This is a genomic window from Dysgonomonas sp. HDW5A, assembly GCF_011299555.1.
Classification (GTDB): Bacteria; Bacteroidota; Bacteroidia; order Bacteroidales; family Dysgonomonadaceae; genus Dysgonomonas_A.
The window spans coordinates 861,482-886,477 of sequence record NZ_CP049857.1; the positions used below are offsets into that span (position 1 = coordinate 861,482).

Sequence of the window (24,996 nt, forward strand, 5' to 3'; positions counted from 1 at the left end):
CTTTTTTTATTCTTGATCTTGTTGTTCTTCTCTATTTCTCTTATCGTATTTTTTACCTGCGAACAGATCGTACCTGCGAAATTCACATTCCAAAGAACCATTTATCAGTGGAATCTTTTTGGAGGGTCTTAGTCCTATTTTATCGAAGCAGTCTTTGCGATAACTCAATATCCATGCGGTATATCCGGTGAATACGTGTTTCAATCGCTCTCCGATCATTTCATACATCCCGAACAGGTCATTCGATTTGATACGCTCACCATAAGGAGGGTTAGTTATCAGAATACCTTTTTCGGAAGGAGCTTCTTTATATTGCTGAAAAGGCATCGCTTTAAGCTCTATGTATTTGGCTACTCCTGCACTTTTCACATTTTCGGTTGAAATAGCAATCGCACTTTTCAAAATGTCCGAGCCGTAGATTTTATGTTTAAATTCTCTCTCGTTACTATCATCCTGATAAATTGTATCAAAAAGGTCTTGATTAAAATCAGGCCATTTCTCGAAGGCAAAACCGGGACGATATATACCGGGAGGAATATTCATGGCAATCATGGCAGCTTCGATAAGTAAAGTTCCTGATCCACACATGGGATCAACAAAATCACATTCGCCTCTCCATCCTGTCTTTAAAATCATCCCTGCAGCCAGCACTTCATTCAAGGGGGCTTCGGTTTGAGCTATACGGTATCCTCTTTTGTGTAACGATTCTCCAGAGCTATCCAATGATACCGTACATTGATTTTCCGAGATATGTACATTAACAAATATATCGGGATTGGTAATACTTACCGATGGGCGTTTGCCTGTTTTTGCCAGAAAATAATCAGCAATCGCATCCTTCGAGCGATAAGCCACAAATTTAGAATGTGTAAACAACGACGAGTAAACCACTTCATCTATTACGAAGGTGTTTTTCTCGGACATATACTCATCCCATTTAAATTTCTTTATTTCTTCATATACCTCGTCGGCATCTTTTGCTTTGAACTTGAACAAAGGCTTCAATATTCGCAAAGCTGTACGACAATGTATATTTGCCTTGTACATTAACATCTGATCGCCTGTAAACGAAACCATTCGCCGCCCGATCTGAAGATTATCAGCTCCTAAAGCGGTTAATTCTTCTGCCAAGACTTCTTCGAGCCCCGACATTGTTTTAGCAACCATCTCAAAAGTATTCCTACTCATCTAATTCTATTTCTATTTTTAAGTAACTTCAATTTTCTTCACTGTAAGAGTAAACCTATGTGTTCACTCGGCATAGGGCAGACACATAGGTCTGCCCCCTGCACCGTTACAATGATAACTTTTTAGCAACGCCTTTCGACTCGTTATGAAAAGCATCTACTGCCGTCACAACATATTTATATTTCGTTTTGCCTCCTTCGTAAGGCAGAGAATATTTCGTATCACGCGTGACACCTACAATATTACGGGCATCCTCCAAATTCTCTTTTTGCCCTTGTGCAAATCGATACACAACAAAATAAGTGGCTGCAAGAGGATCGCCTTGTTCTCCATCCCTATCCCAAACTAAAAGGTGAGCAGCTTCGGTGTACTTTTCTTTTACATTTTTCACCTTCTTGGGACTTCCTTTATACATATGTGTATAAGCGGGAATAAGCGATGGGTATTTATGATAGTTCGATTTCAGGTTATCGGTAATACCTCGGTAATTATCCATCAGATTCTGACCATACCAGAAGCAGTTACCGTTTACCGTTTTGTAACTTCTCGAGAGTCTCATCTTTTCTGATAATTGATTATCTCCCGAAGGCATCACAGCATCCATAGTCCTTTTTATGTCTTGACCGATATACAAAGGTTGCTCGAAATTATTGTTTGCCCACCATTCGATAAGGGTTGAGTAATCGGCTGCTTTGTGTCCTATCTCCCAATAGATTTGAGGCATATTATAATCTATCCAACCATTCTTAACCCACAACTTTACATCGGCATATAAATCATCGTAGTTCTGCAATCCGGTCGTATTACTTCCCGTACCATTAGGAGTACTTCTTTTGTTACGATATATACCGAACGGGCTTATACCGAAACGTACCCAAGGCTTAGTTACTATAATGGTCTCTTTAATCTCTTTAATCAGAGAATTCACGTTATTACGACGCCAGTCGTCACGATGTGCCTGATCGAATCCCTGAGCTGCACCATAGGTTGCAAAACTTCTATCATCGGGAAACGGTTTTCCGGCAATAGGATATGGATAAAAATAATCATCCATATGTATTGCATCCACATTATAGCGTTTTACAATATCTTTTACCACCTTACAAATAAACTCTCTATTGGCTGGTATACCTGGGTCGAAGAAAATCTGAGTTCCGTATTTCACAAAACGATCGGGATATTGATAATAAATATGATTCTTAGTTAAGACCTGATTTTCGGAAAGTGATACACGATAAGGATTTAACCATGCATGTAGTTCCATATTACGTTTATGGCATTCGTCCACCAGAAAAGTGAGCGGATCGAATCCGTCGGCCATCGGCTTACCCTGAGTTCCTGTCAGGAAACTGCTCCAAGGTTCAAGTTCTGAATAATAAAACGCATCTGCCTGCGGACGAACCTGAAAAATGACAGCATTGATGCCTGCTGACTGAAATTTATCGAGCATATTACTAAAATAGGCCTTCATCTGGGCACTATTCATCGTCTTATACTGTCCCTGCCAAGCGGTTTGAATCCATGCTCCTCTAAATTCTCTTTTAGGATATTGAAGATCTGTATAACTAAGCTGAGGCTTCTTACTTCCACAAGAAGACAGGATAAGCCCTATTAGCAAAATAGTCAATAGATATTGATATCTGAAATACCTTTTCATTACTTATTATTGATGATTTTTAATTTTGTTTTGCAAAAATAGAATAATTAATGCGAAGACTAAAGCTTTTGAGCAGTAAACAAAAGATAATCTAAATCTTAACCTTCATTATAAGGCTAATTTATAATTTTTACGATATATATTATATCACTTTTCTTACTTTTGTAAAATTCGAACATTACAATTTCATAGATTATGATGCCTGAACAAATTTCCGAGATAATAATCATTGCCCGATATATTTTAATCGCCCTATCTGTTATAGGAGTTATAGTACTTGCCTTTGGTATATATCAGCGTAGAAGAAAACTAATAGAAAGAGGTGCATATATGCTCATCCTCTCTATAGTACTGAGTATTTGCGGATACCTGATCTACGAAAAAACGAAGCAACGAAGTTCTGAAATGCTACAAAATACATATATCACTTACTGACAAAAGAATGAGATACAATATAATCCTATACATAGTACTCTTCTTCGGATGGAGTTTTACGTCTTGTGCACAGGAATCCGAAAAAATCAAAATCGGAGTAATGAGCGATCCCCATTATCTATCGGAACAATTGATGGATAGAGGTTCAGCTATTCAAAATGCAGTAAATACAAGCGGAAAAGCCATATCGGATGTACCCCAGATTTTAGACCAGGTATTAGCCGATTATCTCAATAGCGACATAGAGGTATTGCTTATTCCGGGGGATATGACCAAAGACGGTGAAAGACAGAGCCACATCGATTTTGTAAAAAAACTGCAACCTCTTATTGACAAAGGGATAAAGGTATTTGTAATACCCGGAAATCACGATGTGAATGTACCTCGTCCGCTGAAATATGAAGGAGATAAAACATATCCGACTGAAAATGTAACTCCCATGCAGTTTAGGCACATATACGCAGATTGCGGCTACAACAGAGCACTCAAACGAGATACTGCATCACTAAGCTATGTAGCCCAACTGAATGACAAGACTTGGCTGCTAGCTATCGACGGTTGCCGCTATAAAGAATATACTACATCAACCATTTCTTCGGGACAGATACCTAGAGAAACCGAGCAATGGATTATGGGTGTAATGAACGAAGCCGAACAAAATGACATTCAGGTAATAGGCATGATGCACCATGGCTTGGTAGAGCACATTATGTTTCAGGCAACGTTTTTCAAAGATTACGTCATTAATGACTGGCAGAGGCTTGCTCCCCTTTTTGCAGATTCAGGCATGAAAGCCATTTTTACGGGACACTTCCATGCTAATGATATCACCGAATACAGATCGCCACGAGGCAATAAAATCTACGATATAGAAACCGGTTCGCTTTGTGCTTATCCGTTTCCTTACCGCTTTGTTGAATTGGACAGAAAAGGAATGACGATTTCCACGAAAAATGTAAATGCAATACCTAATAATCCCAATTTGGCGGAAGACAATAAAGCAATCATGCAAGAACGCGGGCGATATATAGCTATGAATAAGCTTAAATCTATGGGGATGAAGTTACCTGATTCAACATTATCGCTAATGACTGACATGATCGGCAGAATATTTGTCATGCATCTAGCCGGAGATGAGATAGTGGACGAAGAGTTAAAAAAAACAATGAAACAGTTGTCTCAGGAACTCGACTCGTCTGTTCCTGTGCCGATAGACAATATCGAACTGGATTTTTACCCTGCTGATAACAATGTAAAAATAACATTCTAAGGACATTGCAGTACGCACAAATAATCTGCTGATTACTAAAATTGTTCAAGATATATCGTTCTATAATGTGAATTGATTAACTTTGCTAATCAATAAGTAAAGTTTAACGCTTATTGCTATAAAAACATTCACTATTTACATGGATAAAAGGTATTATAATCGGTACAAATCTTTACTCGAAAAGTTAAATTACACCTACAAAGGGTATAATGTTAAGCATTTGGTTCCGGGTTATTTTACATTCCTGTTTAGTGACGATGCTATTTCGGCACGAGATGTCTTCAAAGAATTTTATATCGGAACTCAGATTACCGATCTAGGCAAAGTACTTGATAGTAAATCTAATTCAGTAATATCGTTCCTTATCGACAGGGACGACTATAAAGATCTGGCTAATTCGGTAAAAGCGATTTATCCCGATTCATCAATTGTTAAACTTTCAGGGCTGCCTAATAAGAAAGTTTCATTTCTGAGTTTCTCTTACATCAGACATCTACTTAAGGCAACTAAGCTCATTTTCAAACGCTCAATCAAGGAGTCTTTTATGACCAAACTATTTCTGGTTGGCTTGATTACGAAACTGTTTAACCAAATACATGCACTCGAAAAAACCTCATGTCCCGAAAACATAAAAAGATATATTTGTTTCAATGCAGCCTATAAAGAAGAAAGCTTGCTTACCCTTTATTTCAAAAACAGGGGAATAGAAACCATCTCTATGCAGCACGGTATTTTCTGCGATTTCAAATTGATTATACCTTTCGACTACATCAACTTCGACAATATGATTGCCGACAAACTTTTGTGTTGGGGACAATCTACTGTCGATTATCTGACTTCAAAAGGAATAGACCAATCGAGACTGATATTAATAGGGAATCCGAAATACAAGGATTTAACGATTGAGCACGTAGACCAATCTTTCACCAAATGCCTCGTTTTATTGGGTCGTGCTATCTACATACCCTCCAATGAAAAGTTACTTTTGCTATTAAAAGAGTTTAATAAGAAACATAACAACAAAATATTGTACTATATAAAAAAGCATCCCTTTTTGATGGATGTGGAGCATAAATCATTTGCCAGTATTTCCGACAATATGATTTTTCTCGGGCGGGAACATTCCGTACAGGAGGTTTTGCGATCAGACATGGTCAACTTTACCATTGCCGTCAATACAACCGCTTATTATGAGTCGTTAGCATTGGGCAAAATTTCGTTACGATGGTCTGAATCTGAGAACGAAGAGTTTATCGGTATGGATGATAAATTTGTAAACTTATCGGAATTTGAATCCAAACTAAAAGAGTTTAGCGAGAAACCCGAAACGGAAGTAAGACAGGAAATGAAAGATATTATTAAGTATGTATTTAATCCGGAATTGACATGATAGATATAGTAGATTGTACCCTTAGAGACGGGGGATATTATACAAATTGGGATTTTGACGGAAACCTGACTCTCAATTATTTTCAGGCAATGGAAAAACTACCTGTTTCATACGTTGAAATCGGATACAGATCTTTAGTTCACGATGGTTACAAGGGAGAGTACAACTATTGTCCCGACTATATATTAGAATATGCACGTCAGCAAATGCCTACTAAAAAAATAGGTATTATGCTGAACGAAAAAGAAGTGAAACCCGAAGATCTGGATAAGCTCCTATCTTCGTGCAAAGGCGTAATAGATGTTGTACGGATGGCTGCTGACCCTGCCAACATAAAACGTGCAGGAGAAACCGCAGCACGCATCAAAGCGATGGGCTTCGAAATGGGCTTCAATGTCATGTATGTTTCTAAATGGATGACCGAATATCCCGATTTCATGACCGAAGTAGCCAACCTTAATGGTAAAGTGGACAGTTTCTCTATGGTTGATTCTTACGGAGGTATATTTCCCGAAGAAGTCGAAACCATTACCCGACATCTTAGAACGGTGCTTCAATGCAAAATAGGATTTCACGGACATAACAATACTGAATTGGCTTTTGCCAATACATTGGCTGCCATAAAAGCGGGTTGTGAAATTATAGATACGACCATTACGGGAATGGGACGAGGTGCAGGTAATATGAAAACTGAACTACTGCTGTCCTACCTATCTTCGAAAGAAGGTGTAGCACTAGATTTCAACAGCCTAAGCACAACAGTTGCAGATTTTGAACGCTTGAAAGAAAAATACAGTTGGGGAACCAATCTACCTTATATGGTTTCGGGGTTCAACTCACTTCCTCAAAAAGATGTAATGGATTGGGTAACTCGCCGATTCTACTCGATCAATAGTATTTTGCAAGCTCTACACAATATGAAGGATAAAAAGGGTGATAATCTGAAACTACCTATCTTCAATGCCGAAAAATCACATTTCGACATTGCTCTTATAGTTGGTGGAGGTCCTAGCGGTGCAACTTGTGCAACAGCAATTAAACAACTGATAAAAAAACAAGCTGATAAAAAGGTTTGTATTATACATGCCAGCAGTAAAAATGCAGGTTATTATAATGATATAGATATTCCTCAGTTTTTCTGTCTGGTAGGAAACGAGGGACACCGTTTAGAGAAAGTATTTGCGAACTTCGATCTTAATAAAATTTCGTGCGTTCTCCCCTCTTATCCACGTAAGATGGGAACTTACATTCCTCAACAATTAGTTGACAAAAGTTTTGAGTTGAAAGAAGTGACTTTCTCTACTCTTTATAAGGATTCACATACGGCTTTGGCATTGCAAACAGCCATAGAACTCGCGGCAAAAGATATTTATATTGCAGGCTATGATGGATACGACGGTTTGATAAATGAAAATGAACGAATACTTACATCTGAAAACGAATACCTTCTTTCACAAATAGTGAAGACGAGACCCGATATAGAAATAGCTACCATAACAGCAACCAAATATCAAGGGGTGAAAAATTTATCAGTATATAGATTGTTAATTGACTAATTAAATGAAAATATCAGTTTTTCTGCCATGCAGAGCAGGTAGCGAGAGAGTTCCACATAAAAACACCCGCACTTTTGCCGGAATCGAAGGAGGACTCTTAAAAATTAAATTACAACAACTGATTGCTTGTAATGCAATTGATACTATAGTTCTATCGACTAATGACGAAGAAGTAATTCAACTGGCAGAAACATTATCAAGCGATAAAATAAAAATAGACAGACGTCCCGAACATCTGGCGACATCAAGCACATCTACCGATGATTTGGTAAAATATGTACCCACCATCATTAGTGAAGGAGCGGTTCTATGGACTCATGTAACGTCTCCTTTTATTGATGGTAAAATATATGAAGAAGCCATCAATGTTTACAAAGATGCTCTGTCAAAAGGTGAAAATGATTCACTTATGTCAGTTACCGCCCTTCGAACTTTCATATGGAATAAAGAGGGGGCTGTTAATTATGACCGAAACAACGAAAAATGGCCAAGAACCCAGACTATTGAACCTCTTTACGAAATCAATAGTGGAATATTCTTAGCAGATATAGATATTTACAGAAATTTGCAAGACAGGATTGGTCAAAAACCGTTTCTATTTGAGAATAACGATATAGATTCTTTTGACATCGATTGGGAAGAAGATTTCTTTATAGCCGAAGCCATTTATAACAAATTAATGCCTTAATATGACTCCTACTATCTCCATAATAATCCCCATCTATAACATGGAACAATTTCTGGGACGTTGTCTTGATTCTGTTGTGAGTCAGACATACAGCTCTTTAGAAATTATCCTTGTTAATGATGGTTCAACGGATTCTTCGGGAGATATTTGTGATAATTATGCTCAAAACGATAATCGGATTAAAGTTATACATCAAGTGAACTCTGGTGTATCGTCTGCTCGTAATGCAGGACTCGATGCAGCAACAGGCGATTATATAAGCTTTGTTGATCCCGATGACTATATTGAACTCAATACATACGAGACGCTAATTCCCTATCTAGCTAATGATATAGATATACTGAGATTTAATGCCAAAAGAAAAGGCGAGATATTAAATTGGCTGCCTTTCAAAGGCGAATACTCCGGTGATCGTTTCGAACAAGAAATAGTCCTTCCGATGATTGGTTCAGAAAAATTCGGAGGTATGTTTATACTTGGTGTTCTTTGGGTTCATCTATTCAAAAGAGATTTGATTGAGAAGAATCACATCCGCTTCAATAAGGAGTTGAGAAGGTGCGAAGATCGACTGTTTACCATAACATCCATGCTTCATGCAAACAAGATGTTCTTTATAGATGATATTCTTTATCACTATCAGGTAAATGACGAATCGCTATCCAACAGATACGACCCAATACGTTGGCAACAGGAACTTATCTTTCTAGATGATTTAAAGAAAAAGTATTTTGAAACCAAATCTCTTTCATTTATCATAAAAGCAAACCAACGTATTAGTAATGATTATGTATTAAGAGCGATAACATCTATCAACAACGAATATTTCACTAATAACGACAACAGTTTTTGGCAACGATATAAAAATATTAAGAAAATAATAAACAATCCGAATACCAGATTGTCTATAAAATATATACAAAGAGAAAAATCAGGACTAAAAGGAGATTTAATAATAGGGATGATTAAATACCGTCTTATTTTATTACTAAACCTTTTCAACTCCTTAATTTTATACAAAAACAAGGTTCTATGATGGATAAAATATCAGCAATCGTCCCGTGCTACAACGAAGAGCAAGCTCTTCCGTACTTGTATGAAGAACTTACGAGGGTAGCTCAACAAATGAGTGGACAAGATTTTGAGTTCATTTTTGTTAATGACGGATCAAAAGACAAAACACTTGAGGTTATTAAAGCTCTCAGAAAAAAAGACAATAGAGTAAGATACGTTTCTTTCTCTCGTAATTTCGGAAAAGAAGCTGCTATTTATGCAGGGTTAGAAGCTGCAACAGGTGACTATATTGCCATGTTGGATGCCGACCTTCAAGATCCTCCTCACTTGCTTATCGAGATGTACCAAACTCTTCAGGAAAAAGAGTATGACTGTGTAGCAACACGCCGCGAAGACCGTAAAGGAGAGCCTGTTCTCCGTTCGTTCTTTGCAAAGAAATTTTATCAGCTCATCAATAAAATATCGGATACCGAGATTGTAGACGGAGCAAGAGACTTTAGGTTGATGACACGTCCAATGGTTAATTCTATTCTAAAATTGGGAGAATATAACCGCTTCTCGAAAGGTATTTTCGGATGGGTGGGTTTCGATACCAAATGGATTGCATATGAAAATGTAGAACGTGTAGCCGGACAAACCAAATGGTCGTTCTGGGGATTGTTCTTTTATTCACTTGAAGGTATTATTGCTTTCTCGACCCGCCCCTTGGCTATTGCTTCTATTTTTGGGTTTGTATTTTTCCTTATCTCCCTTGTGTGGATTTGCATGATTATTACCAAGACATTGCTGTGGGGCGATCCCGTTCCCGGTTATCCGTCTTTGATCTGTGCTATATTCTTCATCGGAGGTATACAGTTATTGTGTTTGGGGATACTGGGACAATACCTGTCAAAAACTTACTTGGAAACAAAAAAACGTCCGATATACATAGCGAAAGAAACAGAACAGGATGCTTAAAGCTGATAAAATATATAATTATAAGGAATCCTTATGTAGTACGCTTCATAAGGCTGACTCTTTCTTCGGTAAGCCTCTTGTCAAAAGAGTATGCTTCGGACTGATTATTGTCTCATCCTTTATTCTTATATATATACTCAACATTTTACACCCAATATTCGGGGACGATTGGAACTATTGCCTCTTACCTGACGGCCAGACCAAAGTAAAAAGCTTCTCTGATATTTTATATACTCAATACGAGCATTATTTTACATGGGGAGGACGTACGGTAGTACATATAATAGCACAAAGCCTCCTTTTGGCAGGAATATCTATTGGCGATTTCATCAATAGCCTGGTATACATAGCCTTCACACTGGTGATCTATTATATGACTAACCAATCGAATAAGGTAAGACCATCATTGCTTTTATCGATTAACTTACTTATCTGGTTCTTTCAACCGGCTTTTGGGTCTACCATACTGTGGATTACGGGAAGTGCCAATTATCTGTGGGGTACACTTATTATTTTGTGCTTTCTAGTACCATATACTAAGCAAGCATTATCTCCCAATAGTAATAGTTATCTAAAAGCTGCCTTGTTCTTTCCTGCGGGTATTATTGCTGGTTGGACAAATGAGAATATGGCAGTTGCTCTTATAGTAATGCTGACCACCTTTGTGATATATTACAAAGTAAAATATAAACAGATTCCCTTATGGGCAATTACAGGGCTTATAGGTGCTGTTATTGGGTGCGTGATAATGATTGCTGCTCCGGGCAATTACGCCCGCATGAATAATGTTTTGTCGCAAGAACATATTAACGAATCATTTATAGTCATTTTTATCGGTCGGTTTGCTGCTGCAATTGCCGGATATTATTACTTTGTATTAGTACCTACATTTATATTTGCACTTACATTGTGCTTTTACCGTTCTTTTGGAAAGAAAACCGATAAACCGATTGTATTTGTCGCAGCAGTTTTCGTTCTGGGAGCAATTGTGGCTACGTTAGCCATGTCAGCATCTCCAATCTTTCCGGGAAGGGCAGCTTTCGGCATTATTACCCTATTCTTTGTCGCAATATGTATTTTGTATGCTAATCTTGATTTTTCGAAAGCTTTAGTTAAGCAGGTAATTTATACAACCATCGTTTTCGGATTATTATTCTTTATTGCCGATTATTACAGAGGATATCAAGAACTTAAGAATGCAGAAAAAATACTACAAGCAAGAGCAAGTGTCATAGAAAAAGGAAAGAAAGAAGGCATCAAGGACTTCGTGTTTAATGACCGAATATTTCCCGAAGGACGTTTCTTTCACTACTTCGAGCTTTCTTATGATCCGAATGACTGGCATAACAGAATGTTTTCAGCATATTATGAGATCAACTCTGTAGTTGTAAAATAAGAAAAGCTCTATCAAATGATAGAGCTTTTTTCATATAATAAATATAAAATTTTACTTTTTAAGACTCTGAATAGTTTCTTTTATTGTCTTGATTTTACTTTCAGCATCTGCTTGCTTTTTGCGTTCGGCATCTACCACATCAGCTTTTGCATTGGCTACAAACTTCTCATTCCCCAGCTTTTTCATAACTGAATTTAAGAAACCTTGTTGATATACCAAATCAGCCTCGAGTTTAGCAAGCTCAGCCTCAACATCAATATTATTACCCATAGGCACAGCAAATTCTGTTGTACCAACCAGAAATGACATTGCTTGAGGATTTTTCTCATTTACGGCTCTGATCTCTGTAATATTACCCATCTTAGCAATTACAGGATTATAAGCATCATTATGCTCTCCGATAATCTCCAATTCTAAAGAATCTTTATTCGGTATATTCTTTTGTAATCGGATAGTACGGATACCCGAAATAGTTTCCTTTACCTTTTCAAATGCATTCAAAAGATCGGTATCGACATTCTTAGCAGTTGGCATAAGAGCAACCATAATACTTTCCCCTTCTTTTCTTTCAGAAAGAGCCTGCCACAATTCTTCGGTTATGAATGGCATATAAGGATGTAACATTCTTAATAATGAATCAAAGAAATTCAGTGTTTCGTTATATGTCTTAGCATCAATCGGCTTTTGGTAAGCAGGTTTAATCATCTCTAAATACCAAGAAGAGAATTCATCCCAGAATAGTTTGTAAACAAGCATCAATGCTTCTGACAAACGATATTTTGAGAATAAATCATCTATTTCGGTAATTGTTTTAGACAATACATTATCAAACCATTTCACTGCAATAGCTGACGATTCGGGTTGTTCTATAGAGCTATCTACCTCCCACCCTTTTACTAGGCGGAAAGCATTCCATATCTTACTGTTAAAGTTGCGACCTTGCTCGCAAAGAGCTTCATCAAAAGGAATATCGTTTCCGGCAGGTGCTGTAAGCAATAATCCCATACGTACCCCATCAGCACCATATTTGGCAATCAGCTCAAGAGGATCGGGTGAGTTACCCAACTGCTTCGACATTTTACGTCCTTGCTTATCACGAACAATACCTGTAAAATATACATTCTGGAAACATGGTTTCTGACGATATTCGTACCCTGACATAATCATACGAGCCACCCAGAAGAAAATAATATCCGGACCTGTAACCAAATCACTTGTAGGGTAATAATATTCTATATCCTTATTATCCGGTTGATTTATTCCATCAAATACCGATATAGGCCACAACCACGATGAAAACCAAGTATCAAGACAATCTTCATCCTGACGAAGGTCTTCCATTTTCAGATTTGGATTCTTCTTTTGAGCTTCGATCAAGGCCAATTCGGGAGTCTCTGCAATTACATAACCGCCTTCGGGCAAGTAATAGGCAGGAATACGATGTCCCCACCAAAGTTGACGGCTGATACACCAATCTTTGATATTTTCCATCCAATGGCGATATGTGTTCTTATATCGTGCCGGATAGAATTTTATAGTATCGTTTTCAACTGCATCCAAAGCGGGTTTTGCTAGACCATCAATCTTCAAGAACCACTGCATAGACAGTTTAGGCTCGATAGGTACATTGGTACGCTCCGAGTAGCCTACTTTATTGGTATAGGCTTCGGCTTTTTCCAACAGTCCGGCATCCAACAAATCTTTTTCGATTTTCTTACGAACATCGAATCTGTCCATACCTTCGTATTGAAGCCCGTGCGCATTGAGAGATCCATCGTCATTGAAAATATCAAGAGCTTCCAGATTATGCTTTTCACCCAACATATAATCATTTACATCATGGGCCGGAGTCACTTTAAGGAAACCTGTTCCAAATTCCATATCGACATAATCATCTTCAATGATCGGCACAACACGATTTACAATAGGTACAATTACTTTCTTACCTTTCAGATGTGCTGTTTTCTCATCATTCGGATTGATACAAACAGCAACGTCACCAAAGATAGTTTCGGGGCGAGTGGTTGCTACAACTGCAAATCCATCTTCACCTTCAACTTTATATTTTAAATAATATAATTTACTGTTTTCTTCCTTGTGTATAACTTCTTCGTCAGACAAAGCTGTTTTGGCCGTAGGATCCCAGTTAACCATACGAACACCTCGATAGATAAGACCTTTTTTATAAAGATCAACAAATACCTTGAATACACTTTCGGAACGTTTCTCGTCTAATGTAAAACATGTACGTTCCCAATCGCACGAAGCTCCTAGTTTACGCAATTGCTGAAGAATAATTCCGCCATGTTCATCAGTCCACTCCCAAGCATGTTTCAAGAACTCGTCACGTGTAAGATCTTTCTTACTGATTCCCTGTGAAGCCAGTCGACCTACAACCTTAGCCTCTGTTGCAATAGATGCATGGTCGGTACCCGGAACCCAACAAGCATTTTTGCCCATCATACGTGCACGACGGACTAGTATATCCTGAATCGAATTGTTCAACATATGCCCCATATGAAGGACACCTGTGACATTGGGAGGAGGAATGACGACAGTAAACGGCTCGCGACTGTCTGGTTCTGAATGAAAAAGATTGTTCTTCATCCAATACTCATACCACTTATCCTCTACTTCCGCAGGATTATACTTACTTGCAATTTCCATAACTTAAAAATATTTTTCGAACTGCGAAAATACGAAAAATGTTTGTAGATAAATAAGGTCTCAGACCTTTTTATTGCTTTGACAAATATAATAACGATCAATAGTTATCACTTTTAGCTACAACATGAGATTTATAGTTTTACTTTGATGGCACACACCTTTTATGTTTTTTGTTTTGTGTGATTTTTTATTCTATATTTGATTCTTACAATATAATAAAGAACACATATGGAATATTCAGAACCTAAAGCATCTATTGATCAAGCCAGAGTAAATTTGTTTTTAGCTACTAACGGCAAAAAATTCTCTCCTTATCAATTGAATCAGATTATAGCTGAGCTACCAAATCTTACTGATGCTCAGTTCCAGGCTTTGCTGTCTCAAGACTTTAAAGATCCTACAATGATGCTGATTATATCTCTTTTGGGAGGTCTCTTAGGCATCGACAGGTTTATACTTAACGATACAGGATTGGGAGTGCTCAAATTACTGACCTGCGGAGGTTTTTATATTTGGATGATTATAGACTGGTTTATCATTCAAGATAGAACTAAGGAATATAATTATAATCTATTAGTTCAAACTGTAAATAGAATCAAGTAATATAGCCTTGAGATTCCATTCTCTGGTAATAAAATCACGCCAATACCCTTTCAATACAATCATAGCGATCCTTGCTATTATGGGAGGATATTTGGCGTTATTGTTCATGGACTATAATCTGCATCATGAACATATAACATCGTGTCCCTTTAAGTTGCTGACAAGTATCCCCTGCCCCGGATGTGGTATGGGACGGGCAACTCTCGCATTATTATCGGGAAATATTTCAGAATCTCTTTATTATAACATTCTGTGTATTCCCCTCAGCATGGTAATTGCACTCTCTTTATGCTGGCTCTTTTATGATCTGATAAGAGGTCGGGAAACTTTCTTCAAAACAATACGACGCCCTTTAAAGTTAAAATATAAGATTCCTCTTTTTGCAGTCCTTCTCATTACTTGGATCTTAAATATTGCCCATAAAATATAAGCAACTTTCCCCTGTTCTTTAACTAAAAGACACGCTCTATTTCACTAAATTTGCATGTGAGGAAAATCATTCACATAGATATGGATGCCTTTTATGCTTCTATTGAGCAAAGAGACAATGAGGAATATCAAGGCAAGCCACTTGCTGTAGGGTATGCCGGTGACAGAGGTGTGGTTGCCGCTGCCAGCTACGAGGCAAGGAAGTATGGAGTACGATCTGCCATGCCTTCTAAAACAGCTTTGAGAAAGTGTCCTCACTTGATCTTCGTTCCCGCCCGCTTCGATGTCTACAAATATGTTTCGAATCAGATTATGGATATATTCTTGGAGTATACCGACCTGGTTGAGCCTCTGTCGCTGGATGAGGCTTTTCTGGATGTAACCGAGAACCATAAAAACATTCCTTATGCCACTCAAATAGCTAAAGAGATCAAAAAGAAGATCTATGAAACTACCTCTCTAAACGCCTCTGCTGGGGTTTCATATAATAAGTTTCTAGCCAAAATAGCATCCGACTACAAAAAGCCCAATGCATTATTTGTAATCAGACCCAAAGATGCCGAAGCTTTTGTTGAAAGCTTGCCCATCGAACGTTTCTACGGAGTAGGTAAAGTAACTGCTCAAAAGATGCATCAACTAGGGATAAAAGACGGCTTAGAATTAAAATCGAGAAGCGAAACCGAATTAGTTGCCAATTTTGGAAAAGCAGGTCACATGTACTATATGAATGCACGAGCTATCGATGACCGCAAAGTAGAACCAAACAGAGAACGAAAGTCGGTAGGAGCGGAAAACACGTTCAGTAACGACATCGAATCGCTGGATGAACTTGCCATAGAACTGGATGAAATAGCCCAAGATGTAATCAATAGAGTTGAGAGAAGCGGATTTCTCGGACGTACAATTACCCTAAAAGCCAAATATGCTGATTTCAGAATAATTACACGAAGTAAAACTCTAATAGCCGCAGTTACCGACTATAGCACATTATACAATACAGGATTTGAATTAATGAAAGATATAGATCTTTCAGCCAAAGTACGCTTATTGGGTTTAAGTATAAAAAATGTAGATAACGTCATTTGGCACGATGCAATACAATTGTCTTTAGATTTTAAGGATTGGGATGATCTTAACCAACAGAAAGAATAATCCCGTGTTCTTCTGCCATTTTACGAATATTCAATATGGCATAACGCATTCTACCCAAAGCTGTGTTGATACTTATTCCGGTTTGTTCCGATATTTCTTTAAAGCTTAGTTCTTGGTAATATCTCATTTCGAGGACTTCACGCTGACTCGGAGGTAAGTAATGTATCAGCTTTTTCACATCTTCCAAGATCTGACTATAAATAAGCCTGTCCTCAATCGTATTATCGCATAGGTTTGCATTATTCAGTAAATCAATCTCAGTTTCATCATTAGAAACTGTATTCTCGCTTCTTTCCTGTCTGAAATAATCTATCACCAGGTTATGAGCAATACGCATTATCCATGCTCTAAACTTACCATTTTCGGTATATCGACCTTGCTTTATAGTTGTAATAGCTTTAATGAACGTTTCCTGGAAAACATCCTCCGCCATTTCTCTATTTCTTATTATAAAATATATGTAATTATATACATTCTTTTGATGACGAAGAAGAAGTTCATCAAAAGCTAGATTATTACCAATCGAATAAGAAATAACTAATTCTTCATCAGTCATGTCCTTTAATACATCCATTACTATATGTCTAAGTTACTATGAGTAATGATTTTTCGATAGGCTTTGTAATTTTGGTTTATAACTAAATACAAATTAATAGCATTTATCTCGTATTTGCAAATCTTTGACGGCTATTTTCCTGATATATTTTTAACTTTTCTTATTTGATTGCACAATTAAGGAGCTAATCTGTTAATTTCCCAATCGCCATTAACATTAGTATACTGAATTCTATCATGTAATCGACTTTTACGTCCTTGCCAGAATTCGACAAGAATAGGCCTTACCAAATAACCTCCCCAGTTATCAGGTCTTTTTACATCAACATCTGCAAATCTCTTCTCAAAATCAGCTACTAGCCCTTCTAAATATTCGCGGCTAGGAATAATCGAGCTTTGTGGAGAAGACCATGCACCCAATTTACTGCCAATAGGACGTCTTTCGAAGTAAGAATCGGATTCCTCCGGTAGTATCTTCTCAACTCGGCCTTCGATCCTCACCTGACGCTCCAGTTCGTTCCAGATGAAAGTCAATGCACAATTTGGATTCTCTTCTATTTGCTTAGCTTTTCGGCTATCGTAGTTTGTAAAAAACACAAAGCCTCCTTTTCTAATTTGTTTCAACAATACAACTCTTGACGATGGTTTCAAATCGAGTCCTACTGTTGCCAGATTCATTGCATTGGGCTCTAACACCTCGGCTTCCAGGCTTTCTTTAAACCAAATCTCAAACTGCTGAACCGGGTCCGGCAAAACATCTTGAGTGTCTAAGGTTTTCAGTGTAAAATCTCTTCGTAAATCTGATATATCAATCATTAGTTTTCTATTAAGTTCTTTTTAACTATCGATACATATTCAACTTGATTATTCAATGAATGATCAAGTAACAAGTTCAACACATTATCTACATTTTGTATAACCTCTATATTCTTTTCAACATTCAAATATATATCTTTTATTTCAAGAAAGTATATACACCTTATCATACATACCTACCCAGATAATACATTCAATTCTCATCAGCATCTGCTGTTTTCTGGAAAATACGATTGATCTGTAAAAACTAATGCAGAACAAGAACAATGCTTCCCCCATAGTTTACTTTTGCTAAAAAATAAAAAGCCGCTCCAAAACTTGGAACGGCTTTTTTATCAATTCTTTTTAACTGAATTACTCAGCATTCAAAGTAATACGTTTGAACTCAACAACTGTCAACTCTTTGTCTATAGATTGAAGATATTGTTCAATATTTTGTTTTGGGTTCTTAATGAACTCTTGTTGAAGAAGAGTAAACTCTTTGTAGAATTTAGTCAATGCACCTTCAGCAATTTTATCAATAAGATTTTCAGGCTTACCTGCTTCAAGAGCTTTTTCTTTTGCAAGATTCAATTCTCTTTGTTTGATTTCTTCCGATACATGCTCAGCTTTCAATGCTACAGGATTCATTGCTGCAATTTGCATAGCAACATCTTTTCCTACTTGAGCATCTACATTTGCCTTGTTGAAACCTACAATTGTTGCCAATTTGTTTCCTGGGTGTACATAAGCAACTACAGTTGGAGCAGTAATAGTTTCGTATGCACCAATTTCCATTTTCTCTCCTGTTATACCCATACGGTCTACAACAACATCAGAAATCTTACGACCTCCGATTTCAAGAGCATTTAAGGCATCCAAATTTGCAGGTTTATTAGCTAATGCCACATCTAAGATAGAAGTAGTCATACCAACAAACTCAGCGTTGATTGCAACGAAGTCAGTCTCACATCTTACTGCAACAATTGCAGCAAAATCATTGTTTGTACCAGCAAGTACACATCCTTCCGAAGCTTCACGATCGCCACGTTTTGCAGCAAAAGCTTGTCCTTTTTTACGGATTACTTCGATTGCTTTTTCGATATCACCCTCTGCTTCTGTCAATGCACTTTTACAATCCATCATACCCGCACCTGTTCTTTTACGAAGGTTTTGGATATCAGCCATAGTAATTGCCATATCTTTATATATTTTTGATTATTAATATTCTAGGTCTAAGACCTTTTTATTACTTTGGCAAGCATAATCTCGACTGGCAGTTATTACTTTCAAATACGATATTAAATACTTGCTTTTTCTTAAAAAAGCAAAAGGTCAAGAGTGAGCCCAAAAGATTTATCCCTTAGCACTTACTCTTAACCTTTAGTATAATTATTATTCTTCGTCTTTAACGAATTTGCTTGTAACAGCAGCTTTCAAAGCATCATCATCATCTTTAGATGTGCGTTCTTTTTTAGCTGTAGTTCTTTTGCGGTCTTTTTTAGCGCCGTCTTCTTGTGCTTCAGCTGCAGTACTGTCTGCTTTTTCTACTTTTCTTTCTTCCAAACCTTCTTTGATAGAATCGCAAAGGTGAGATAGAATTACTTCAATAGATTTAGAAGCATCATCATTTGCAGGGATAACAAAATCAATATCAGAAGGATCTGAGTTTGTATCTACCATAGCAAATACAGGAATACCCAAGCGTTGAGCTTCTTTAACTGCAATATTTTCTTTCAATACGTCAACGATAAACAAAGCTGCCGGTAAACGTGTAAGATCTTGGATAGAACCTAAATTCTTTTCAAGTTTAGCACGTTGACGAGTTACTTGAAGTTTTTCTCTTTTAGAAAGAGTATCGAATGTACCGTCTTTAATCATTTTGTCGATAGTCGACATTTTTTTCACAGCTTTACGGATAGTTGGGAAGTTGGTCAACATACCTCCTGGCCAACGCTCAATCACGTAAGGCATATTTATAGAAAGTGCCAGATCAGCAACAACTTCTTTCGCTTGCTTTTTAGTCGCAACGAATAAAATTTTCTTACCCGATCTTGCTATTTGTTTCATCGCAGCAGCAGCTTCATCAGCTTTTGCTATCGATTTGTAAAGGTCGATAATGTGAATGCCATTACGCTCCATAAAAATATAAGGAGCCATCGCCGGATTCCACTTTCTTTTTAAGTGTCCGAAGTGTACACCAGCTTCTAATAATTGGTCAAATTCTAATTTTGCCATTTTTGTTTTTTTAATGCGTTTACTTTCTTTTTCTGTAAATTGAATTGTCGGGTAGCTCTACTTATGAAGTCCCGTCAATTTAGATACTAAACGTAACTTTTGATCGATGTATCATCTACATCTATATTTCTACTCTCGCCTATGAACTTATGCAACCAAAAGCAAATGTCCGAGGGAGAAAGCCATATCCAAATTAACGTTTTGAGAATTGAAATTTCTTTCTTGCTTTAGGTTGTCCTGGTTTTTTACGTTCAACAACACGTGGATCACGAGTCATAAACCCTTCAGCTCTTAGAGCAGGTTTATCATCCGCATTGATCTTCACTAGAGCACGAGCAATACCTAGACGAGCAGCTTCTGCTTGACCTTTGTACCCACCACCGTTCAGATTAATCTTAATGTCATATTTCTCAGCAACACCTAATTTATTTAGAGGTTGGTTTACAACATATTGAAGAATTGTCGATGGAAAGTAATTTGCCAGTTCTCTTTTGTTGATAACAATTTTCCCAGTTCCTTCGCTTAGGTATACGCGTGCTACTGCAGCTTTGCGTCTTCCGATTGCATTTATTACTTCCATTGTTATTATTTAAGAGTGTTAATATCTATTACTTTTGGCTGTTGAGCATCATGTTTGTGCTCTGCTCCACCGTATACATAAAGATTTTTCAATAAAGCTGCACCTAATTTATTTTTAGGCAACATACCTTTAACTACTTTATGCATCAAACGATCTGCACCTTTACCCATCAAAACTTGAGGAGTTGTTTCACGTTGTCCACCTGGATAACCTGTATATCTCAAATATACGCGATCAGTCCATTTGTTACCTGTAAGAACTACCTTATCAGCGTTAATGATAACAACATTATCTCCACAATCAATATGGGGAGTAAAGCTTGGCTTGTACTTTCCTCTCAAAAGCATAGCCACCTTTGAAGCCAAACGGCCTAAAGTTTGACCTGATGCATCAATCACAACCCATTCTTTTTTAGCAGTTGCTTTGTTTGCAGAAATGGTCTTATAACTTAAAGTATCCACTTTCTTTATTTTTTTAATTTGGTTAATGACTTTTATTTGACAATATCGGTTTTACTTATTTACTAAGGACACTTATTAAGCAAACAACCAGCTATATATCAAATATTTATATTCACATTTATAATAATCGGCTCGCAAAGATACAGATTTCCTGCGAATTATCAAAAAAAGGAACAAGAAAGGTTGCACTAAATTATATAATGCAACCTTTCTAGACATTATAACCACACAGCAAATTCAATTCCAGGTTATTAGTATTGAAGATATAACTTCATTCCAGTCTTTAGAATGGCGAAAAAAACCAGGTTTAGTATGCTGGTATTTACTAAAGTCTGCTTCATTCAAAGTATTAAAATTCGAATAAGTTAAAGATTTGCCTTGATAATAAGGATTATCAAAAAACGTAGCAGTTAAACTATTATAACTTGAATTACTTGATTTAATCGTAACAGAAGTAAGAACATTATCAAATGACATAACTTGAGATACAGTCATTGGATAATAATTTAAATTATTAGCACCATTAGTGTTGGAAGCCGTAGTTCCCCCTAAAGGCATTAATGTAAAGGAAACCATTCTTCCCGAATAATTCGCCTTATCATACAGTTTAACTTCACAAGGAATCATAGGAGCAGCCCTCAATTTAGAAACAGAGTTCGTACCATCAAATCTTATACTTAACTCTTTTTGCAAATTCTCATAATCATCAAAATACTCATTTGGCTTATCTTTACTAACAAGAATTGCTACATTAGGTAATCCATTTATCTCTTCATAAATCTTGCCCACTTCCACATCTTCAAATACTGGAATTGAATCATTATCAAAATAGAATGGTGTAGAATACATTACTCCTTGATAAATAAACTCTAAATTGCCAGTCTCCTCAGAAGGCATACTTTTAGGGGCATTTTCAAAATCCTCATTAGAACATGCGATAAAGAAAAAAGTTCCTAATAAAATAAAGATTAATTTTTTCATGTTTGTAAGGTTTTAGTTATTAAATCAACATAAAATTGATATTTTACGAATATAATAAAAAAGTACCACCAAACAAATTACAAAATAAACATGTTACGTTTAGTCATATAAAATAAATAAAGGCCTGCACAATGCAAGCCCTTATTTCAGTCAAACTATATAAGTTCCGATTAATTTGATTTAGAATATAATAAATATCCGGCATTTTCGATATACGTTAATGCATATCCGGCATCAACTTTAGAATCTTCTCTCATTACTCTGAACCAAATACTTTTAGTTACATCAGTATCTAAATTAGAAGGTTGAAGAGCTCTTCTTAAAGAAGTCATATCAGCAACAATCATTTTATCCTCAGTTTTTGTAGTCGTCCCTACAGCTGTTCCACTTTTAGTCAAAACAACATCTACAATAGCGGCATTATCAGGTAGAGCTGTTTTATTCTTCCGCACCTGCTTAGTTGCATCATAATAAAATCTAGCAGTCAAAACTTCTCCATCTTTTAACCCTGCAGTATAGCTAAACAACCATCTGTCTGAAAAGAAATTATTTGATGAGTACTTATTCAGATTAAATGTTTTAAAAAATGCTGAATTTGCCTGCTTTGTAGTATCCACAACTTGAATATTAATATTTTTTTGATCAGCTACGGGGAACGACTCTCCTTCTGCCACTGTAGCATATTCAGCCATTAACACATTACCCGAGACTACATTATTACTATTAACTTTATATGTTAGTAATACAGCATCATCTTTACCATATGTAGAGATACCATCCCAAGTTACGTACATTCCCTGATTTAGACCGCTACCTACTGCAGCATATTTTACCCCATTATCAGCAATATTTATGACCCCAAACTCTCTGGTTCCTTGATAGGTTGACTCGTTATCTCCTAAGCACGAAGGTAAAATAATGGCTAACATAGCCACTGCACACACATATAAAAATGTCTTTCTCATGATTAATTAAGTATTTTATTATTATTCATATTATTTATTCTTAATACATCGTACCCATATCTCTAAAAACCAAACTTCAATCCAAGATTAAAGTTAAACAGCCACTTACGATCCGAAAATATAGTTTCATATTCATTATTTGCCTGAAAATAATAAGCTCCCCCAAAGGCTGTATAAACAGATAGCTTATTATACAACGGATAAGAGATACCCATCAATGCCGTAGCTGAAAATTGAGGTCTACTTTGAGATATGTTACGCTTCGACGAACGTTCCGAATTTAATAGATCATCAATACTACTCTTACTCTCTATTCGCCCGTAGAAATCTTTCTGAATCATTCCTCCCAGCGATGTGTAAAATTGAGCCTTCTTCCATTCTGCAAGCTTATAATTTACAGATAATGGAATACCGAAGTAGTGAAAATATTGTTGATCATTCTGATTGTATTCCGACTGCCCGTCCATTCTGATTCTGGCAGAAACATAAGTATAAACAATACCACTTTCAAGAGATATCTTATTGGTTAGTTTCTTATTCACAGCTACCCCGAAAGAGACGGGCTGATTATGTTCCAACCTGAACTGCTGGCTTCTTAGAGTATAAATTCCATCAGAAGCTAAAGCGGCATTCGCATATCGAAATGTGTTTGCAACATCATTCGATTTAGAAAAACCTCCTCCTCCACCAACACCAATAGCAATACCCTTAGAACCATCACCTTTCTTCTCTGATTTTACCCGGGTATTATTATCTGCTAATATATTTTTCGATTCATCCCCTGCGGCAGCAAATGCTTCAATTTTAGATTTTAATTCACGCTCAAAGTCCGGATCTTTCGGCTGAAAGTTTTCTTGTTTTGCAGCATCAGCAACATAAATATCTTGCACATCCTGTACTCTATTTTCTGCTATTGTATTCTCAACAGGAGCAACACCCTCTGAGGATATACTTCCTGACAATTTCCCGGCAGACGAGACAGTTTTCGTTTTAGCAACGAACTGACCAGAGGTAGTAGCCAACAAACTCAAAGTCGGTTGAGTTTTTACCTGTTTTATTATCTTATTATCGGAATTATCCTCCCGATCGTCAACTTTAAGCTGTGCAAAAGAACGGTTCTTCTCAATCGTTTTATCCTCTATTACCTTCGCTATATGAGTATTCTCACTATTCTGAGGTATAAAATATAGAACTGCAAAAATCACGGCAGCCGCTGCAGAAGCCCAACTCAGAATCCTGTAAACGGGTTTCTTTAGAGATGGCTTTATGGGAGCCTGAACCGGAAGGTCAGCCTCAATCTTATTCCACAATGACGGAGGAAGGTCAGCCTCAAAACCCTTCAGTTTCGAAGAAAAGACATCCTTTATGTGATCTTTATCCGCTTTCATTGTTTTTTTAAATATGCTTTAACCTTTTCTTGCAATAATAATCTCGCTCGAATATATTGTGAGCGGGATGTTCCTTCGGCTATACCCAAAGCCTCACTAATTTCTTTATGCGAATATTCCTCTATAGCATATAAATTGAAAACCGATCTATACCCCTGAGGCAATTCTTGTACCATCTTCATCAACTCCGACTCCGATATTTTGTCTATATCATCATCCGAATCATCCCTTATTTCATCTGCATCCGATAGATTTTCAATATCTTCCGAATATTGTTTCTTTATCTTATCTTTTCGAATTGTTTCCAACGCCAAATTTATAAAAATCCGTTTCATCCATCCCTCAAACGAACCTTTTCCTTCGTAAGAGACAATATGTGTAAAAACCTTTATAAATCCATCATGCAATAAATCCTGAGCCGTTTCGGCATCCGACGAATAGCGAAGACATATCCCATACATCACACGCCCATATCGTTCGTAAACGATTTGCTGTGACCTACGATCTTGTTTCTTGCATCCCTGTATTAGCTGCAATTCTTCCATCCGGATTTTTAGGTTCAATTATTAGATGAATACAACCCCAGAATGTTGCTTCCTGTTGTTGTATTTTTATTAAATTAACAAAATATTAA

The 24,996-nt window shown here is 36.9% G+C and carries 23 protein-coding genes and 1 pseudogene; 11 read left to right on the forward strand and 13 right to left on the reverse strand.

The features are described 5' to 3' along the window. Positions 1-9: 9 nt before the first annotated feature. Positions 10-1,167: pseudogene (locus tag G7050_RS03560) on the reverse strand (class I SAM-dependent RNA methyltransferase); the annotation flags it as partial. 127 nt (positions 1,168-1,294) lie between these two features. Continuing rightward, entirely contained in the window at positions 1,295-2,845 is a 1,551-nt protein-coding gene (locus tag G7050_RS03565) for a glycoside hydrolase family 10 protein (RefSeq protein WP_166111293.1), read from the reverse strand. A 195-nt stretch (positions 2,846-3,040) separates the two neighbouring features. On the opposite strand from G7050_RS03565, the gene G7050_RS03570 reads away from it, so the two are divergent. The 8 genes from G7050_RS03570 to G7050_RS03605 all read left to right on the forward strand — a co-directional run bounded on the left by G7050_RS03570 (position 3,041) and on the right by G7050_RS03605 (position 11,548). Beyond that, positions 3,041-3,280, forward strand: a complete 240-nt coding sequence (locus tag G7050_RS03570; protein ID WP_166111296.1) for a hypothetical protein — start codon at positions 3,041-3,043, stop codon at positions 3,278-3,280. Positions 3,281-3,287: 7 nt separating this feature from the next. Then, complete coding sequence (locus tag G7050_RS03575; RefSeq protein WP_166111299.1) at positions 3,288-4,550, forward strand: metallophosphoesterase; 1,263 nt, start codon at positions 3,288-3,290, stop codon at positions 4,548-4,550. Positions 4,551-4,689: 139 nt separating this feature from the next. Continuing rightward, positions 4,690-5,940: a hypothetical protein gene (locus tag G7050_RS03580; protein ID WP_166111302.1), complete on the forward strand. Its 1,251-nt coding sequence runs from the start codon at positions 4,690-4,692 to the stop codon at positions 5,938-5,940. Further along, positions 5,937-7,496, forward strand: coding sequence for an aldolase catalytic domain-containing protein (locus tag G7050_RS03585; RefSeq protein WP_166111305.1), 1,560 nt, complete (start codon positions 5,937-5,939; stop codon positions 7,494-7,496). The genes G7050_RS03580 and G7050_RS03585 overlap by 4 nt, the downstream gene beginning before the upstream one ends. 4 nt (positions 7,497-7,500) lie before the next feature. Then, positions 7,501-8,184 (forward strand): cytidylyltransferase domain-containing protein, encoded by a 684-nt coding sequence (locus G7050_RS03590; protein ID WP_166111308.1) that lies wholly within the window; start codon positions 7,501-7,503, stop codon positions 8,182-8,184. Position 8,185: 1 nt separating this feature from the next. Continuing rightward, the gene (locus G7050_RS03595) at positions 8,186-9,217 is read left to right on the forward strand and encodes a glycosyltransferase (protein WP_166111311.1); all 1,032 of its coding nucleotides are present in this window, start codon (positions 8,186-8,188) and stop codon (positions 9,215-9,217) included. Beyond that, positions 9,214-10,152: a glycosyltransferase family 2 protein gene (locus G7050_RS03600; RefSeq protein WP_255499251.1), complete on the forward strand. Its 939-nt coding sequence runs from the start codon at positions 9,214-9,216 to the stop codon at positions 10,150-10,152. Before G7050_RS03595 ends, G7050_RS03600 begins: the two co-directional genes overlap by 4 nt. After that, positions 10,145-11,548, forward strand: a complete 1,404-nt coding sequence (locus G7050_RS03605) for a DUF6056 family protein (protein WP_166111314.1) — start codon at positions 10,145-10,147, stop codon at positions 11,546-11,548. The genes G7050_RS03600 and G7050_RS03605 overlap by 8 nt, the downstream gene beginning before the upstream one ends. A 51-nt stretch (positions 11,549-11,599) precedes the next feature. Here the strand turns inward: G7050_RS03605 and G7050_RS03610 are convergent, their stop codons facing one another. Continuing rightward, positions 11,600-14,215, reverse strand: coding sequence for a valine--tRNA ligase (locus G7050_RS03610; protein WP_166111317.1), 2,616 nt, complete (start codon positions 14,213-14,215; stop codon positions 11,600-11,602). Between the two features lie 228 nt (positions 14,216-14,443). Between G7050_RS03610 and G7050_RS03615 the strand changes: the two genes are divergently transcribed. The 3 genes from G7050_RS03615 (at position 14,444) to dinB (ending at position 16,399) form a co-directional block, all read left to right on the forward strand. Further along, positions 14,444-14,818, forward strand: coding sequence for a TM2 domain-containing protein (locus G7050_RS03615; protein ID WP_221412821.1), 375 nt, complete (start codon positions 14,444-14,446; stop codon positions 14,816-14,818). Positions 14,819-14,825: 7 nt separating this feature from the next. After that, the gene (locus G7050_RS03620) at positions 14,826-15,248 is read left to right on the forward strand and encodes a DUF2752 domain-containing protein (protein ID WP_166111320.1); all 423 of its coding nucleotides are present in this window, start codon (positions 14,826-14,828) and stop codon (positions 15,246-15,248) included. Positions 15,249-15,328: 80 nt separating this feature from the next. Then, on the forward strand, positions 15,329-16,399 hold the full coding sequence (dinB, locus tag G7050_RS03625) for a DNA polymerase IV (protein ID WP_255499252.1): 1,071 nt from the start codon (positions 15,329-15,331) through the stop codon (positions 16,397-16,399). On the opposite strand, the gene G7050_RS03630 is transcribed toward dinB, so the two are convergent. From G7050_RS03630 to G7050_RS03675, 10 genes are all read right to left on the reverse strand, one after another. Continuing rightward, positions 16,380-16,973 carry an RNA polymerase sigma factor gene (locus tag G7050_RS03630; protein ID WP_166111326.1) on the reverse strand — a complete coding sequence of 198 codons (594 nt, stop codon included), beginning with the start codon at positions 16,971-16,973 and terminating at the stop codon, positions 16,380-16,382. The two genes, dinB and G7050_RS03630, sit on opposite strands and share 20 nt — an antisense overlap. A gap of 158 nt (positions 16,974-17,131) precedes the next feature. Next, positions 17,132-17,770 carry a pyridoxamine 5'-phosphate oxidase gene (gene pdxH / locus G7050_RS03635; protein ID WP_166111329.1) on the reverse strand — a complete coding sequence of 213 codons (639 nt, stop codon included), beginning with the start codon at positions 17,768-17,770 and terminating at the stop codon, positions 17,132-17,134. A gap of 354 nt (positions 17,771-18,124) precedes the next feature. Beyond that, positions 18,125-18,949, reverse strand: a complete 825-nt coding sequence (tsf, locus tag G7050_RS03640; protein WP_166111332.1) for a translation elongation factor Ts — start codon at positions 18,947-18,949, stop codon at positions 18,125-18,127. A 195-nt stretch (positions 18,950-19,144) separates the two neighbouring features. Beyond that, positions 19,145-19,987: a 30S ribosomal protein S2 gene (gene rpsB, locus G7050_RS03645; protein WP_166111334.1), complete on the reverse strand. Its 843-nt coding sequence runs from the start codon at positions 19,985-19,987 to the stop codon at positions 19,145-19,147. 193 nt (positions 19,988-20,180) lie between these two features. Beyond that, entirely contained in the window at positions 20,181-20,567 is a 387-nt protein-coding gene (rpsI, locus tag G7050_RS03650) for a 30S ribosomal protein S9 (RefSeq protein WP_050710317.1), read from the reverse strand. 5 nt (positions 20,568-20,572) lie between these two features. After that, complete coding sequence (rplM, locus tag G7050_RS03655) at positions 20,573-21,028, reverse strand: 50S ribosomal protein L13 (RefSeq protein ID WP_166111337.1); 456 nt, start codon at positions 21,026-21,028, stop codon at positions 20,573-20,575. Between the two features lie 237 nt (positions 21,029-21,265). Next, on the reverse strand, positions 21,266-22,009 hold the full coding sequence (locus G7050_RS03660) for a hypothetical protein (protein WP_166111340.1): 744 nt from the start codon (positions 22,007-22,009) through the stop codon (positions 21,266-21,268). Between the two features lie 170 nt (positions 22,010-22,179). Beyond that, a complete protein-coding gene (locus G7050_RS03665) occupies positions 22,180-22,974 on the reverse strand; it encodes a hypothetical protein (RefSeq protein WP_166111343.1) in 795 nt (264 codons plus the stop codon). Positions 22,975-23,036: 62 nt separating this feature from the next. Beyond that, on the reverse strand, positions 23,037-24,362 hold the full coding sequence (locus tag G7050_RS03670; RefSeq protein WP_166111346.1) for a hypothetical protein: 1,326 nt from the start codon (positions 24,360-24,362) through the stop codon (positions 23,037-23,039). After that, on the reverse strand, positions 24,359-24,907 hold the full coding sequence (locus G7050_RS03675; protein ID WP_166111349.1) for an RNA polymerase sigma factor: 549 nt from the start codon (positions 24,905-24,907) through the stop codon (positions 24,359-24,361). Before G7050_RS03675 ends, G7050_RS03670 begins: the two co-directional genes overlap by 4 nt. Between the last annotated feature and the right edge of the window lie 89 nt (positions 24,908-24,996).